This window comes from Rhodopseudomonas sp. P1 (assembly GCF_039642825.1).
Classification (GTDB): Bacteria; Pseudomonadota; Alphaproteobacteria; order Rhizobiales; family Xanthobacteraceae; genus Rhodopseudomonas; species Rhodopseudomonas palustris_H.
Genome location: NZ_CP088006.1, coordinates 4,641,028 through 4,656,821, shown reverse-complemented (window position 1 = coordinate 4,656,821; position 15,794 = coordinate 4,641,028). Strand labels below are relative to the sequence as shown.

At 66.0% G+C, this 15,794-nt stretch carries 12 protein-coding genes; 4 read left to right on the top strand and 8 right to left on the bottom strand.

Going from position 1 to position 15,794, the window contains the following annotated elements; translation table 11 throughout:
• Window position 1 precedes the first annotated feature (1 nt).
• Genes LRC39_RS21505 through LRC39_RS21495 form a run of 3 tightly spaced genes read left to right on the top strand, consistent with a single transcriptional unit; the run spans window position 2 to window position 4,879 of the window.
• On the top strand, window positions 2–2,071 hold the full coding sequence (locus LRC39_RS21505) for an NADH-quinone oxidoreductase subunit 5 family protein (RefSeq protein ID WP_346295576.1): 2,070 nt from the start codon (window positions 2–4) through the stop codon (window positions 2,069–2,071).
• The gene (locus LRC39_RS21500; protein ID WP_107345846.1) at window positions 2,062–3,504 is read left to right on the top strand and encodes a complex I subunit 4 family protein; all 1,443 of its coding nucleotides are present in this window, start codon (window positions 2,062–2,064) and stop codon (window positions 3,502–3,504) included. Before LRC39_RS21505 ends, LRC39_RS21500 begins: the two co-directional genes overlap by 10 nt.
• A gap of 10 nt (window positions 3,505–3,514) precedes the next feature.
• Window positions 3,515–4,879, top strand: coding sequence for an NADH-quinone oxidoreductase subunit N (locus LRC39_RS21495; protein ID WP_346295575.1), 1,365 nt, complete (start codon window positions 3,515–3,517; stop codon window positions 4,877–4,879).
• Between the two features lie 174 nt (window positions 4,880–5,053).
• On the opposite strand, the gene LRC39_RS21490 is transcribed toward LRC39_RS21495, so the two are convergent.
• The 7 genes from LRC39_RS21490 to LRC39_RS21460 all read right to left on the bottom strand — a co-directional run bounded on the left by LRC39_RS21490 (window position 5,054) and on the right by LRC39_RS21460 (window position 11,988).
• Window positions 5,054–6,361 (bottom strand): O-acetylhomoserine aminocarboxypropyltransferase/cysteine synthase family protein, encoded by a 1,308-nt coding sequence (locus tag LRC39_RS21490; RefSeq protein WP_107356819.1) that lies wholly within the window; start codon window positions 6,359–6,361, stop codon window positions 5,054–5,056.
• A 330-nt stretch (window positions 6,362–6,691) separates the two neighbouring features.
• Entirely contained in the window at window positions 6,692–7,384 is a 693-nt protein-coding gene (locus LRC39_RS21485) for a helix-turn-helix domain-containing protein (RefSeq protein ID WP_107356818.1), read from the bottom strand.
• Window positions 7,385–7,582: 198 nt separating this feature from the next.
• Complete coding sequence (locus LRC39_RS21480) at window positions 7,583–7,975, bottom strand: response regulator (protein WP_107345842.1); 393 nt, start codon at window positions 7,973–7,975, stop codon at window positions 7,583–7,585.
• An 85-nt stretch (window positions 7,976–8,060) separates the two neighbouring features.
• Window positions 8,061–8,672 carry a response regulator FixJ gene (gene fixJ, locus LRC39_RS21475; RefSeq protein WP_107345841.1) on the bottom strand — a complete coding sequence of 204 codons (612 nt, stop codon included), beginning with the start codon at window positions 8,670–8,672 and terminating at the stop codon, window positions 8,061–8,063.
• On the bottom strand, window positions 8,665–10,191 hold the full coding sequence (fixL, locus tag LRC39_RS21470; RefSeq protein ID WP_346295574.1) for a sensor protein FixL: 1,527 nt from the start codon (window positions 10,189–10,191) through the stop codon (window positions 8,665–8,667). Before fixL ends, fixJ begins: the two co-directional genes overlap by 8 nt.
• Before the next feature lie 145 nt (window positions 10,192–10,336).
• Window positions 10,337–11,068 carry a CBS domain-containing protein gene (locus tag LRC39_RS21465; RefSeq protein ID WP_107356816.1) on the bottom strand — a complete coding sequence of 244 codons (732 nt, stop codon included), beginning with the start codon at window positions 11,066–11,068 and terminating at the stop codon, window positions 10,337–10,339.
• Between the two features lie 86 nt (window positions 11,069–11,154).
• Complete coding sequence (locus tag LRC39_RS21460; protein ID WP_107345838.1) at window positions 11,155–11,988, bottom strand: universal stress protein; 834 nt, start codon at window positions 11,986–11,988, stop codon at window positions 11,155–11,157.
• Between the two features lie 190 nt (window positions 11,989–12,178).
• Here LRC39_RS21460 and LRC39_RS21455 point away from each other — a divergent pair, with 190 nt between their 5' ends.
• Window positions 12,179–13,015 (top strand): universal stress protein, encoded by an 837-nt coding sequence (locus tag LRC39_RS21455; protein WP_107345837.1) that lies wholly within the window; start codon window positions 12,179–12,181, stop codon window positions 13,013–13,015.
• 56 nt (window positions 13,016–13,071) lie between these two features.
• On the opposite strand, the gene mgtA is transcribed toward LRC39_RS21455, so the two are convergent.
• Window positions 13,072–15,636: a magnesium-translocating P-type ATPase gene (mgtA, locus tag LRC39_RS21450; protein WP_346295573.1), complete on the bottom strand. Its 2,565-nt coding sequence runs from the start codon at window positions 15,634–15,636 to the stop codon at window positions 13,072–13,074.
• Window positions 15,637–15,794: the final 158 nt, after the last annotated feature.

The following is a 15,794-nucleotide window of genomic DNA, read 5'->3' as shown; positions in this document are numbered from 1 at the left end:
CATGGCGCATCTGCTTCCCTTCGTCCCGGGCCCGGCGCTGCTCGGCTTCGTGATTTTGTCGTTGGTCCCGGTGCCGCTGTCGCGCGCCGCGGTGATCGCGCTCGGCGTTGGCGCCGCGGTGCTGCCGGCGATCCTGTTCTTCCCGGTCGGGCTGTCCTGCATCGAAGGCGTCTGCGTCGCCGGAGCGGTGGTGCCGATCCTGTCGATCGACACCGGCGTGTTCGTCGCGCAGATCGCGATGTCGATGGATCCGCTCAGCATGGTCACCGGTGGCACGGTGGTGCTGGTCGGTGCGTTGGTGCTGATCTATTCGGGCGCCTACATGGCGTCGGAGCCGCTGCCGGATCTGCGACGGTTCTTCGCGGTGATGAACCTGTTCCTGGCCGGGATGCTGGCGGTGGTGTTCGCCGCTGACGTCATCCTGCTGTTCCTGGGCTGGGAAACCATCGGTCTGTGCAGCTTCATGCTGATCGCGTTCTACGACAAGCTGCCGAAGGCGGTGGCGTCGGGACGCAAGGCACTGATCACCACGCGCGTCGCCGACAGCTTCCTGCTCGCCGGCCTGATGATGCTGTTCCTGAACGCCGGCACCACGCGGCTCGACGGCATGCTGGCCGCGGTGCCGGGAATTGATCCGTGGCGTCTGGCGCCGATCGCCGGGCTGATCGCGCTCGGTGCGCTCGGCAAGTCGGCGCAGTTTCCATTTCACACCTGGCTGCCGAGCGCGATGGCCGGCCCGACGCCGGTGTCGGCGCTGCTGCACTCGGCCACCATGGTGGCGGCCGGCGTGATCCTGCTGGCGCGGCTGGCGCCGCTGTTCGCTGCCGCGCCGGAAATCTCCGCCATGGTGGCGATGCTCGGCATCCTCACCGCGGCGCTCGGCGCGCTGGTTGCGCTGATCCAAACCGACGTCAAGAAGCTGCTGGCGTTCTCGACCATGAGCCAGATCGGCTTCATGGTGCTGGCGCTCGGGCTCGGTGCGCCCGCGGTGGCGCTGTCGCACTTCGCCATCCACGCCGTGTTCAAGTCGCTGCTGTTCCTCAGCGCCGGCGTGATGAGCCATGCCGCCGGCGGCTCGACCGCGATCGAGTCCTTGCGCGGCTCGCGCTATCGCCAGCCGCTGGCGTTCTGGAGCTTTGCGGTCGGCGCGGCGTCGCTCGCCGGTCTGCCGGTGATCACCGCCGGCTGGTACTCGAAGGAAGCCGTGCTCGCCGCAGTGTGGAGCAGCGGACCGTGGGGCGTGCCATTGTGGCTGCTGGCCGCGACCGCTGCGGTTCTGACCGGCGCTTACGCATTCCGCGTCGTATTCGTCGCCGCCAGCCAGACCGCCGATCTCGCAGCTCCCGCTTGGGGCGGTCTCGCCGTGGTGGTGCCGCTGACGGTGCTGACGCTGGTTGCGGTGATCGGTGGCCTGTCGGTCGGCGCGCTGATTCAGTTCACCGGCGGCGCGCCGGTGCATACGCCGTTGCTGCCGACGCTGCTCGGCGCCGCCGCGCCGATCCTCGGCGTGCTGCTGGCGCGGCAATTGGTCAAACACCCGCAGGAGCTCGAGGCGCTGGCGAAGCGGATGCGCCACGTCCGCATCTTCCGGTTCGAGGTGCTGTACTACTATTACTTCGTCCGGCGCTTCCGCCGCGTCGCAACCGTGCTCGGCAATGCCGAAGGCACCGAGGCGGTGGCCGACGCCGTCGCGCTGCGCCGTGAGGGCGTTGACGTGCCTGGCCTCGTCACCGACGATCCGCTCGGCCGCGGCACCAGCCAGGTTCGCGGTATCCGCACCGACCTGATCACGCGCGCCACCGATGGTCAGACCCCGGTGGTGCGGATGGTGGCCGGCGATCCGGTCGGCCGATTGCTGATCGTCGTGGCCCGGCTGTTCGTCGGGTTCTTCGTGGCGCGCTTCAATCCGGACCGGATCGATCGCGCCTGGATGGGCCTGGCCGGCGGTGCCGGCCACGCCTGGGCGCTGGTGCGGCGGACGCAAACCGGCCGCGTCCGCGATCACTCGCTGTGGATCGCGCTCGGTTGCGCGGGACTTCTATTGTTTGCCTGGGGGACGTCATGGCGTTGATTGCGCTCATCCTGCTGCCTGCGATCGGCGGCCTCGTCGCATTCTTCGTCGCCGGCAAGGGCGAGCGCGAGCGTTGGGTCACGATCGCGACCTTCGCGCTGATGCTGGTGCTGTTGGTCGGCGTCGTTGCGACCGGGGCCGAGGGGCGCTGGTACGACAAGGTGTCGTATCCTTGGGTGCCGTCGTTCGGCATCTCGCTGGATTTCGCGATCGACGGCCTGTCGGCGACGATGATCGCGCTGGCCGCCGGGCTCGGCATCATCTCGGTGATGGCGTCGTGGTCGGAGATCCGCACCCAGTCCGGGCTGTTTCACGCCAGCCTGTGCTGGACGGTGGCGGCGACCGTCGGCGTGTTCCTGTCGTTCGACCTGCTGATCTTCGCGTTCTTCTGGGAAGCGATGCTGGTGCCGGCGTTCACGCTGATCGCAGTATGGGGCCATGGCGACAAGGAAGGCGCGGCGCTGAAATTTCTGATCTTCAACGCAGTCGCCGGCTTCGGCTTGCTGGCGGCGTCGTTCGCGCTGGCGGCGATGGCCGACCACATGACGTTCAGTGCCTTCGAACTTGCCGAGATGAAGCTCTCGACGCCGGTTCAGGTGTGGATGCTGCTCGGCTTCTCGCTCGCCTTCATGGTCAAGCTGTCGGTGCCGCCGTTCCATGCCTGGTTGCCGGAAGCGCACACGCTGGCGCCGACCGCGGGCTCGATCCTGCTCGCCGGCCTGTTGCTGAAGACCGGCGCCTACGGCCTGTTCCGGTTCGCCCCGATGCTGTTTCCGGACGGTCTCGCCGCGGTGGCGCCCTACGGCATCGCGCTCGGCGCCGCTGGCGCGCTGTATGGCGGCCTTGTCGCCTGCGGCCAGAACGATGCCAAGCGGCTGGTCGCCTATACGTCGATCGCCCACATGTCGATCGTGCTGATGGGCATCGCCGCCGGCGTGCACTACGCGCTCGCCGGCGCCGCGGTCGAGATGATCGCGCACTCGTTCTCGGCCTCAGCGCTGTTCCTGCTGATCGGCGCGCTGTACGAACGCACGCATACGCGCGACCTGCGCCAGCTCGGCGGCCTGCAGCAGACCGCGCCGAAATTCGCCGCCGCCTTCGCGCTGTTCTGTTCGGCGCTGCTGGCGCTGCCCGGCACCGCCAACTTCGTCGGCGAGGCGCTGGTGATCGTCGGCATCTTCCAGGTCAATTGGGTGTTCGCGCTCTTGGCGCTGTCGACCCTGATTGTCTCGGTGATCTACGCGACGCGGCTGCTGAAGGGGCTGGTGTTCGGCCTGCCGCAGCCGAAGCCGCCGCTCGCCGACATGACCTGGCGGGAGTATTGGCCGATCCTGGTGATGGGCATCGGCACGCTGATCGTCGGCCTTTATCCGCAGAGCCTGCTGGCGCTGCTCGAGCCGGCCATCAAGGCCGCGCTGATCCACACGCCGTGATCGCCGCGCCATGACCGCAGCCCAATTCGCCGCGCTCTCGCCACTCGTGGTGCTGGCCATTGCCGCCGTCGCGGCGATGATGCTGGTGCCGCTGGCGCGGCTGCAAATCGTGCAGGCCTCCGCGGCGGTCGGGCTGGCCCTGGCCGCCGCGCTGGTGCTGCTGCGGATCGGCGCACCCGCAGCGCCGATGGGGGCGCTGTTCACCGACGACGGGCCGGCGCGGTTCGGCATCGTGTTCGCGTGCCTGGTATCGCTCGGCGCGCTGGTGTTTCTGCGCACCGGCCACCCTGCCAAGGAGGCGCCGTCGCTCTTGGTGCTGGTGGCGATCGGCGCCGCGACATTGGCCGGCGCCGGCCACGCTGCGACGCTGTTTCTCGGCATCGAAATCCTCAGCCTGTCGCTGATCGCCTTGTTCGCGTTTCGGCTGACCCGGCAGGGGCTGGAGGCCGCCTACAAGTTTCTGGTGATGAGCGGGCTGGCGTCTTCGGCGCTGCTGCTCGGCATCGCGCTGATCTTCGCCGAAACCGGCGCGCTCGATTTCGCCGGCTGGGGCGGCCGCGGCGCGCTCGCCGCGTTCGGCACGGCGCTGCTGCTCGCCGGCCTCGCCTTCAAGTTCTCGCTGGTGCCGTTTCACATGTGGACGCCGGATGCGTTCGAAGCCGCGCCCGCCAGCGCCGCGACGCTGGCCGGCGTGGTGTCGAAATCGGCCGTCGCGATCGTGATCCTGCGGCTCGCACTGACCGCGCATCTGCCGGAGCCGGTGTGGAGCGAAGGGCTCGCCGCGCTTGGCGGCGCCTCGGTGCTGATCGGCAATCTGTTGGCGCTGCGGCAGCCGCAACTGCCGCGGATGCTCGGCTATTCGACCATCGCTCATTCCGGCTACATCGCGCTGATCATCGCCTCCGGCACGCCGCATGCCGGTGAGGCGGTGCTGTTCTATCTGGCGATCTACGCGCCGGCGATGCTCGGTGCGTTGTGCGTTTCCGCCGCGCTCGGCCGTGCGCCGACGCTGCCCGATCTGCACGGGTTGATGAAGCGGCGGCCGCTGGAAGCGGTCGCACTGTCGCTGTCGCTGTTGTCGCTCGCCGGCCTACCGGCAGCCGGTGGCTTCATCGCCAAGCTGTTCCTGCTGCGGGTGCTGATCGACGGCAGCCTTTGGGTGCTGGTGGGGATCGTGGTCGCCGGCTCGTCGCTCGGCTTCTTTTACTACGCGAAGTTCTTCACCGCGCCGCTCGTCGGCCACACCCACGACGAGTCCGAGCCGCTGCCGCAGCTCGATCGCGTCCTGTTGATTGTCTGCATCGCGCTGATCGTGATCTTCGGCGTAGCTCCGGCCGGGCTGCTGAACGTGGTCACTGCTACGATGGCGCCGTAGCTCCGACGTCACCTCTCCCCGCGCGCGGGGAGAGGTCGGATGGCGCAGCCATCCGGGTGAGGGGGCCTGTCCGCGAGGTCGAGAGTCAGTGGTCGCGTCAGCCCTCACCCCAGCCCTCTCCCGCAAGCGGGAGAGGGAGCTTGCTGCACCGGGAAAGCGTATCGCTTCCCGTTCTTACGCCGCGTTCGCCAAGCGTCCGGCGGCGAGGCCGCGGTCGATGTCGGCGAGGATGTCGTCGATATGCTCGAGGCCGATCGACAGCCGCACGTAGCCGTCCGACACGCCGGTCGCGAGCTGCTCTTCGGTGGAGAGCTGCGAGTGGGTGGTCGAGGCCGGGTGGATCGCCAAGCTGCGGGCGTCGCCGATATTGGCGACGTGATAGAGCAGCTCGAGCGCGTCGATAAACTTGCGACCAGCCTCGCGACCGCCGGCGAGTTCGAAGCCGACCAGACCGCCGAACTTGCCCTGGAGATACTTTTCGGCGCGCTCGCGGGCGACGCCGCTCTGCTTCGACGGATGGATCACCTTCACGACCTCGGGGCGCTTCTCCAGATAGTCGGCGACCTTCTGGGCGTTCTGGACGTGACGTTCGATCCGCAGCGGCAGGGTTTCCAGACCCTGAATGATCTGGAAGGCGTTGAACGGCGACAACGCCGAGCCGAGGTCACGCAGCAGGGTGGTGCGGGCCTTGATGATGTAGGCCACGGGGCCGATCGGCTTCACCGCCTCGACCCAGACCGCGCCGTGGTAGCTCGGGTCCGGCGTGTTCAGCGCCGGCTGGCGCTGCGGGAACTGCTCCCACGGGAAGTTGCCGCCGTCGACGATCAGGCCGCCGATCGAGGTGCCGTGGCCGCCGAGATATTTGGTCGCCGAATACACCACGATCGCGGCGCCGTGCTCGAGCGGCTTCACCAGCAGCGGCGCTGCGGTGTTGTCGACGATCAGCGGGATGCCGTGCTTGCGGCCGATCGCGGCCACTTCCTCGATCGGAAACACCGCCAGCTTCGGGTTCGGCAGGGTCTCGGCATAGTAGGCGCGGGTGCGCTCGTCGGTGGCGCGCTCGAACGCCTGCGGGTCGGACGGATCGACGAAGCGGACTTCGATGCCCTGGTCCTTCAGGGTGTTGGCGAACAGGTTCCAGGTGCCGCCATACAGGTCGGTCGACGACACCACGTTGTCGCCGACGCGGGCGAGGTTCTGTAGCGCAAAGGCCGACGCGGCCTGGCCGGACGCCACCGCGAGCGCGGCGACCCCGCCTTCAAGAGCCGCGACGCGCTGCTCCAGCACATCGGTCGTCGGATTCCCGATCCGGGTGTAGATGTTGCCGAGCTCCTTCAGCGCGAACAGGTTCGCCGCATGCTCGGTGTTGTGAAACTGGTACGAGGTGGTCTGGAACAGCGGCACAGCGACCGAGCCGGTTGCTGGATCGGCGCGCCAGCCAGCATGCAGGGCGAGGGTTTCGGGGTGGAGCTTCTGGGTCATGGCGAGATCCTTCCGGCAATGAAATTCGGGCTGTAAACTGCGCGCTCATGACGGCAACGCAGGTCCGCGGGCCGTCATCAGGACGCCGCAGGGTGCCCAAGTCAATCAATGGGCAGAAATAAAAATCTCCGTCTCGGCAGTATGGCCATGGCGGTGCGTTCATTCCTCACCGATTGTGGGAGGAAAGAGAAAAATTTTCCCAATCCATGCAATTGAGAAGCCCAGCGCGGGGACGGCCCCGGCGCAAACAGAAAAGGCCACCATTGCTGGTGGCCTATCTGTCCGATCCGATGAAAGAGATGCTCCGGCGGGGATACCGCCGAGGTAGGCTTAGGCGTCGAGATTGCGAAGCTGGGCGCGGTTGCGCAGTTCGATCTGGCGGGCGCCGGAGAAGCCCAGGATACCCTTGCTCTGCAGCTGCGACAGCGCGCGGGAGACGGTCTCGAGGGTGAGGCCGAGATAGTCGCCGATGTCGCGGCGGCACATCGGCAGTGCCATCATGCCGGCGACGGCGAGGCGGCGGTCCATTTCCAGCAGGAAGTTGGCGACCCGCTCCATCGCATTCTTGCGGCCGAGCAGCAGCATGTGGTCTTCGGCGTGGCGCAGCTCACCGGCGGTCATCGACCAAAGGCCGCGGGCGATGTTGATATCGGTGGCGGCGGCCTGTTCGAGGCTGCGGCGCTTGATCAGGCGAACGGTGGTGTCGACGATCGCTTCGGCGGTGAGGCGGTGGGTCGGTCCCGACTCCAGCCCGAACACGTCGCCCGGAAGATAGAAGGCGCCGATCTGGCGGCGGCCGTCGGACAGCAGCTTGTAGCTGCGCACGGCACCGGACACCACCTGGTAGACGTATTCGGACGGCTCGTCCTCGCCGTAGATTTCCTCTTCCTTCTTATAGGTGAATTCGGAGGCGATCAGACCGGCGTGACCGGTGGTCGCGAAGAACTGCTCTGCCGGAGAACACGAAGAGGGATCGATGGGCGCGTGGGCGGTGGCGGGCGTCCTGAGCGACTGGTTCAGCATCTGGCCATCTCCTTTGATCGGATGGCCAGGGTTGTACGGAAGATTCCGAGGACGAGGTATTTCGCTCCATATCTTAAGTGGGTTCCCCTAAGTAGGTTTACGGAGGCTGGGAGCGTGCGCCCCCGTCCGCTTCCGCGGGGAAACTGAAGTCTTAACAGGATCTTAAGATTAAAGAGCGAAGGAGCCGGCGCGGCCCGCTCAGGCTGCGGCGCCGCTCTCTTCGAGAGCGGCCCGGATATGCCAAACTAGGCTCTCTTCGAGGTGTGGTTTCACCACCACGTGCTGCACGCCGACGACGCTGGCGCGGCTGGAGATCGTCTCGTCCGGATAGCCGGTGATCATCACGATCGGCGCGCGCACCTTGCGCTCGCGCAGCCCGCGGGCGAGGTCGATGCCGTTCATGCCGGGCATCTTGTAGTCGATCACGATGCAGTCGACCGGGCCTTGGTCGATGGCGTCGAGTAGCGCCGGCCCGCTCCGGAACGTGCGCACCGCGAAGCCATCAGTTTCCAGCAAGAAACGCAGCGATCCGAGCACGCCCTGATCGTCGTCCACGACGTAAACGATGGTTTTTGCGGGTGCGTTCGGCATTACCAAACCTCACGCACCAATGAGCGCTGCGAAAACTGTCATACTGGTAGCATACGGGCTACCAACGAAGCCGGATTGATCTGTCTCAATCCTTGATAACGCCACCGCGCATCGCCATCCGCACGAGTTCCGACAGGCTCGAGGCTTGCATCTTGGTCATCACGTTGGCGCGATAGACCTCGATAGTACGCGGGCTGATATCGAATTCGCGCGCGATCACCTTGTTGGACATGCCGGCAATCAGGCCGTCCATCACCTGGCGTTCACGCGGGCTGAGCGACTGGATCCGTGCCGCAATATCCTGCGCCACAGCTTCGCTCTTGGCGCCTTCCTGGGCCTGTTTCAGCGCCGTTTCGATCAGTCCGATCAGGCGGTCGTCGTCGAACGGTTTTTCGATGAAGTCGGAGGCGCCGAGCTTCATTGCCTCGACCGCCAGCGGCACGTCGCCGTGGCCGGTCATGATCAGCACCGGCAGCTTGCTGCCAGCCGCTTTCTGGCGCTTCAACAGGTCGAGACCATCGATCCCCGGCATCCGGACGTCGGACAGGATGCAGCCGAATTCCACGTCCGGCAGGTCGAGAAATGCCTGCGCGGATTCGTACAGTCGGACCTCGTAGCCGGCCGAGCTCAGCAGGAAGTCGATCGATTCCCGCATCGCCAGGTCGTCGTCGATCACATGCACGGTTCCCTTAGGCATCAGTCAAATCCCCGACAGGCGCCAGCGGCAGCGTGAAGCGGAACGTCGCGCCGCCGGCGCTGTTCGTTTCCGCCCACATCCGGCCGCCATGAGCCTCGATGATCGAACGGCTGATCGAAAGTCCGACCCCCATTCCGGTTTCCTTGGTGGTGAAGAACGTCTGAAACAGCTTGGCTTTGACCTGCTCCGGCAGACCGCTGCCGGTGTCCGAGACGGTGACCTCGACCATGTCGTCCGCCACGCGCGCATTGCCGGCGGACAACTCCTTCTTATCGGAATTGGCCATCGCTTCCAGCGCATTGCGGAACAGATTGACCAGAACTTGCTGGATCTGCACCCGATCAACCAGCACCAGGTCATGGGCCGGGTCGAGATTGAAGCGCAGCACGACGCCTTGTTCCCGGGCGCCGGTGAGCCCGAGCGCGCCTGCCTCCTCGATCAGCTTGGCGAGGCTCTCGACCCGTTTTTCGGATTCGCCGCGCGCGACGAAATCGCGCAGCCGGCGGATGATCTGCCCGGCGCGCAGCGCCTGCTCGGCGGCACGTTCCATCGCGCTTTCGATCTTGACGGTGTTCGGATCGGTGCTGCCGGCGAGCAGCCGGCGCGAGCCCTTCATGTAGTTGCTGATCGCCGACAGCGGCTGGTTCAGTTCGTGCGCCAGCGCCGAGGCCATTTCGCCCATCGCGGTCAGCCGCGAGACATGGACCAGTTCGGCCTGCAATTCGTGCAGCCGCGCCTGGGTCTGCTGATACTCGGTGAGGTCGCGGATGAAGCCGGTGAAGTAGCGCTCGCCGCCGGATTCCATCTCGCCGATCGACAGATGGATCGGGAAGGTGCTGCCGTCCTTGCGGCGGCCGGTGACGATGCGGCCGATACCGATGATGTGGCGTTCGCCGGTGTTGTTATAGCGATCGATGTAGTTGTCGTGACGGGTGGCGTCGGGGCGCGGCATCAGCACGCTGATATTCTGGCCGATCGCTTCGCGCTCGGACATGCCGAACATCCGCTCCGCCGCCCGCGAGAAGAACCGCATGATGCCGCGGCCGTCGATCAGGATCATCGCATCCGGCACGGTGTCGAGGATCGAGCGAAGCTGGCCCTGCTGCAGCCGCAGTTCCTGCTCGAGCATCTTCTGCTGATCGATGTCGAGCACGATGCCACAAAGATAGGAGGCGCCGTCCTCGTGCACGACGCCGCCGCGGGCGCGCAGCCAATGGCTGGGGCGGTCTTTCTCCGCCACCCGGTACATCACGTCGATCTTATCGCCGTGCTCGATCGATTGCTGCAGTGCGAGGGCGATTTGCTCCCGATCGTCCGGATCAACCAGGGAGATGAAGGTGTCGTAGGTGAGGGGAGCGTCCGCCGGCACGCCCAACAGCTTCCGCGCGGTCGCCGAACACGCCAATTCCTGGGTGGCGAGATTGAGCTCCCAGGTGCCGACGCCGTACCCGTCGATGCCCTGCTGCAACCGGCGATCGCGCGCAAGGAGTTCGGTCGACGGTGGGGCTGGTTCGGTCACGCGACGCCTGAAATGCTCTCTTTGCCGCTCTTAACACAACGGCATTCCGATCCGCAACACGGCGCGCGGACGCGACTTCACAACCAGCGGAAGGCGGGGCGCCCGCCGCTGTGAGGGTCACTTAAACGGCGGCGGCGCGCGGATTTCAACTCGCTTTTTTGGCCGCCCGATCGTCTTCCGGCGAGTTCAGGTAGAACCCGGACATGGTATCGACCCAGCACAGATGATCGTGCACTTCACGCACCCCGCAGACGTTCTCGGCGACCACCACCGCGGCCTGCCGCGACCGCTCTTCGGTGATCACGCCGTTGAGGTGCACCACGCCGTCCCGCACCAGCACGCTAAGGCCGAACGGGCGCCAGTCGTTGCGTTCGATTTCGGCGATGATCTTGTCGCGGATCTTATCGTCCGCCGCGTTCGGCTCGGGGGCTTGGCGCGCCAGGTCGGCGACCGCGCGCAGCAGGTTCTTGCGGGTGACGATTCCGACCAGCAGATCGCCGCGCATCACCGGGAAGCGCTTGACGTGATGCTTCTCCATCAACTTCACGATGGTCTCGATCGAGGTGTCTTCGCTGACCGTGTAGGGATGGTGCGTCATCACCTCGCCGACCTTGCGGCCGTGCTCGTGGACGAAGTCGCCGGCACAGGTGCCGGGGCCGAGCAGCATCCGCAGCCAGCGGCCGCGCCTGCGCTGGGTGCCGATTTCGGCGCGGCGGATGAAGTCGCCTTCCGAGATGATACCGATCAGCTTGCCGTCGTCGTCGACCACCGGCAGGCCGCTGACGTGATTGTCGATCATCGCATTGGCGGCATCGACGATCGACGCATCCGGGCCGATCGTGACAAGTTGCCGGGTCATGATTTGGTGAGCACGCATATCCAGTCTCCCCTAAGCCGCGGCGGCAATCCGAACGCCACGCCGGTCGCACCGTGGCTTGTTGTGTCGCTGACCTTCGCGACGCGTCAATGCGAGATCAACGCGGGCAAGGTCAGCGATTTGAAGATGCCTCTCGTCACACCGCCGAGGATGAACTCGCGCAGCCGCGAATGGCCGTAGCCGCCCATCACCAGCAGGTTGGCGCCGCTGTCGGCGGCGAACGACAGAATGGTGTTGTGGATGCTGCCGGGCGGCGAGGTGAGCTGGTGTCCGGTCGCCGCCAGATCGTGGCGCATCAGGTGGGCCAGCAGTGCAGTCGACGACGCCTGTCCGACCACGTCCTCATCTTCGTTGACGGAGACGACGTCGATCATCTTCGCCCGGGTGAGGAACGGCATCGCGTCATGCACTGCGCGCGCCGCGGGACGTCCGCCGTCCCAGCAGATCAGGATGCGGTCGAAGGCGAGCGGGCCTGAATGGATATAGGGCACCATCAGCATCGGCTTGCCGGAATTGAACAGCACCGCTTCCGGCAGCGGGTCCTGGTGACCCGGCTTGGCGCGGTCCGGCTGCACCAGGACGGTGAGGTCGTAGAGCCGCGAGATTTCCGACAGGGCCTGATTGGCCAGCACCGGCGTATCGCAGACCGAGCGGGCGCCGTGCGTGACGCCGGCGGCGCGGGCCGCGATCTCGAATTGATCGAGCCGTGCGGCGGCCTCATCGGCATCGGTGTTTTGCTGGGTGGCGGCAGCATAGTATGCGGCCGATGCGCCCACCATGATGGCCGGATTGATCGGCTGATAGGTGCAGACGATGCCGTCCAGATGCGCATCGAATGCCTTCGCGACCGAGACGGCGCAGGCGACCACGCCGTCGGCCGGTCGATCGGCCGGGATGTGGGCGACGATGTCACTCAGCATTGCAGGACTCCCGCTTCCAAGCGTGTCGGATCGGGAGCGGAATATATGGCGGTGCTTGCGGGTTACTTTGATCTAGCTCATCGTATCTGAAAGCTCTGTTGCGGGATCATGGCTCCGTTGCAGTGGCCGGAAGCGGTGAGCGGTTGGCTGCAGGATTGTGGTTGCCGCGGTGGTTCCCGGGAGGTGCCCGATGACGTACTCGACGGTGATGGTCGCGCTCGCGTTCGACCAGCCCAACGCGTGTCGTCTCAGCATCGCGGCGGAATTGGCAGAGCGCTTCGAGTCGCGCCTGATCGGGATTGCGGCTTCCGAACTGAGCCCGCCAGTGTACTACATGTCCGGCAGTCAGGCCGAGCGCCTGATGGTGGAGGGCCTCGCGACCATCAAGCAGCGTCTGTCGGATCTGGAAGCCGAATTCCGCCAGGCGATGAGCGGCCACACCCGCGAACTGCAATGGCGCAGCGCCATCGAACAGCCGTCGCGCTACATCGTGCAGCAGGCGCGCGCCGCGGACATCGTGGTGTGCGGCGCCGGCGTGTCGAGCCTGCTGTCCGATCCGTTCGCGTCAGCGGCTCCGGCCGACCTCGTGATGGAGATCGGCCGCCCGCTGCTTGTGGTGCCGCCGAACGTCTGCCGGATCGATCTGTCGAGCGTGCTGGTGGCGTGGAAGGACAATCCCGAGGCGCGGCGCGCGATCGTCGACGCGCTGCCGCTGCTGCGCCAGGCTAGCCACGTCACCGTGGTCGAGATCGTCGAGAGCGAAGAAGACCATGGCCGCGCCGCCGCGCTTGCCGGCGTGCATGACGTCGTCGATTGGCTGTCGCGTCATCACATCCATGCCATCGGTGAGGTGCCGGAGCACACCGGCGATGTCTCCCGGCAGATCACCGACATCGCTCGCCAGGTCGGCGCTGGCATCGTGGTGGCAGGCGCCTACGGGCGTTCGCGCTTCCGCGAATGGATTCTCGGCGGCGTCACCCAACATCTCTTGGAGCAGACCTCGCGCTGCGCCTTCCTGGCGCGTTAGCGATCTTCAAACACAATTGGCTGTGCTCCGGCGCCACAAACTCGGCGTCGGCGTGTCTAATGCCGGGGATGCACGGCGTGCCGCCGCCGGCCGCGGTGACTGCTCAGATTTGCCAGCGCCAGCCGTTTGGCGAGCTCGGCGCAGATCAGATAGCAGATCACGATCACGGCCAGCATCAAGCCGAGCTGTGCCCCGATCGGGGCGAAGCCGAACACCGATCGCAATGGGCTCATCACCAAGGCGATGGCGAAGGCGAGTGCTCCGAGCGATGTCGCTGCCAGGATCCAGTGCGGGCGGCTGGTCCAGAACGGGCCGCTCGAACGGATCAGGAAGATCACCAGGATCTGGGTCGCGATCGATTCCACAAACCATGCGGTCTGGAACGTTGCTTCCTGGGCGTCGAAGACGTTCAGCAGCACCGCGAAAGTGGCGATATCGAACACCGACGATACTGCGCCCATGATCATGGTGAAGCGCAGGATGCTCTTCATGTCCCAGCTGTGCGGCCGTTCGACATCGCCTGAATCGACGCTGTCGAACGGAATGCCGATCTCGGACAGGTCGTAGAGCAGGTTGTTGAGCAGGATCTGCATCGGCAGCAGCGGCAGGAACGGCAAGACGATCGAGGCCAGCGCCATCGACAGCATGTTTCCGAAATTCGAGCTGGTGCCCATCCGCACGTATTTGAGGATGTTCGCAAACGTCCGCCGTCCTTCGCGGACGCCGTCCGCCAGCACGGCGAGATCGGAATCCAGCATGATCATGTCGGCGGCCGCACGAGCGACATCGGTGGCGCCTTCGACCGAGAGGCCGACATGGGCCGCCCGGATCGCCGGTGCATCGTTGATGCCGTCACCCATGAAGCCGACGACGTGACCCCGGCGCTGCAGCGCCTGGATGATTCTGGTCTTCTGGTCCGGATCGACCCGTGCGAACAGATCGACGTGCTCGATCCGCGCGGCGAGCGCGGTCTCGCTGAGCTCCGCGATCTCGGCGCCCGTCAGCATTTGCGCATTCGGCAGACCGACCGCATTGGCGACATGCTGTACCACTGCGCCGTGATCGCCCGAGATCACCTTCAGCCTGACGCCGAGCGATTGCAGCGTCGCGATCGCGGCGGCGGCATCCGGCTTCGGCGGATCCGAGAACACGCAGAAGCCCATCAGGACGAGGTCGCGTTCGTCGGCGAGGCGGATCGCGGTGGTGCCGGCCGGCATCCGCTTCGCCGCAACCGCCAGCAGCCGGTAGCCAAGCGTCACCTGAGCCTGTTGCTGCTGCTCCAGCGCGGCTCGCGCAGTGTCGTCGAGCGGCCGGACCGTGCCATCGCCGCCATCAAGCCCGGTGGCTCGCGACAGGATCGCCTCCGGGGCGCCTTTGCTGATCAGCCATGGCCCATCGCCGTCGGCGGCGAGCACCGAGACGCAGCGGCGTTCGAAATCGAACGGTACTTCGCCGAGCCGCTGCCAGGAGCCAGTTTCCGGCAGGTTCGGATGGGACAAAACGGCCTGGTCGAGCGGGCTCCGGACGCCTGTTTCGAACCGGCTGTTGATCGTGGCGAAGGTCAGCAGCCGATCACTGGTGGCGCCGTCAGGGCCAAGGTGATCGACAAGTGTCACGGTGGCTTGCGTCAGTGTGCCGGTCTTGTCGGTGCACAAGACGTCCATCGCGCCGAGGTCGTGGATCGCCGACAGCCGCTTGACGATCACCTTCTTGGCGGCCATCCGCAGCGCTCCCCGCGCCAGCGTCACCGTCATCACCATCGGCAGCAGCTCTGGCGTCAGGCCGACGGCGAGCGCCACCGCAAACAGGAACGACTCGATCGGCGGGCGGCCGGCGACCAGATGGGCCAGCAGCACGAACAGCGTGAGAAACACAGTGAGCCGGAGGATCAGCAGGCCGAGGCTGTGCACCCCTTTTTCCAGCGCGGTCTCCGGCTCATTCGCTGCCAGCGCGGTAACGATGCCGCCGAACCGGGTGTCTTGCCCGGTCGCCACGACCAGCATCACGGCGTTGCCTCCGACCATGCTGGTCCCTGCGAACAGCGCGTTGGCCGCGTCTGCCGGGGTCGGACTGTGGCACGGCCCGCTGTTCTTTGCCGATGGAAACGCCTCGCCGGTCATCAGGGATTCGTTGACCTGCGCGTTATGGGCCTCGATCACGACGCCATCGGCCGGGACCAGATCGCCGGCGCGTAGTTCGACCACGTCGCCGGGCACGATGTCCTCGACCGGAAGTGCGGTGAGCTTGCCGTCGCGATAGACGTCGGCCCTGACTGCAACCGAGCGGCGGAGGTTCTCGGCCGCCGCTTCGGCATGATGCTCCTGAACGATGTCCAAGGTGATCGAAAAGGTGATCACCGTCAGGATGATGACGAAGCTGCCGAGATCGCCGCTGATGCTCGAGATCGCGGCGGCGACGAGCAGGATCGCCACCAGCGGATTGAGCATCCGCTTGGCGATCTTGGCGAGCAGCGATTGGCCGGCCGGCGGGTGGAAGGCGTTGCGGCCGTAGCGTGCGAGCCGGTGTACGGCCTCCTCGGAGCTCAACCCTTCGCGCCGACTCTCGAACTGGGCGAGCAGCGTCTCGATCGGTTGGAGCCAGAACAGCGGGCGATCTTGCACGTGAAAACCGATGTGTTGATCGGCATCAAGGGACGGAATATCGCCAGATGCGATCATGTCGCAAAAGTTCGACGCTACACCCGCTTAACCATCGGGCAAGCCTCAATGGATTCCACGGACGCGTGACTAAGCGATGACATCTTCGTCGTCCTATATGT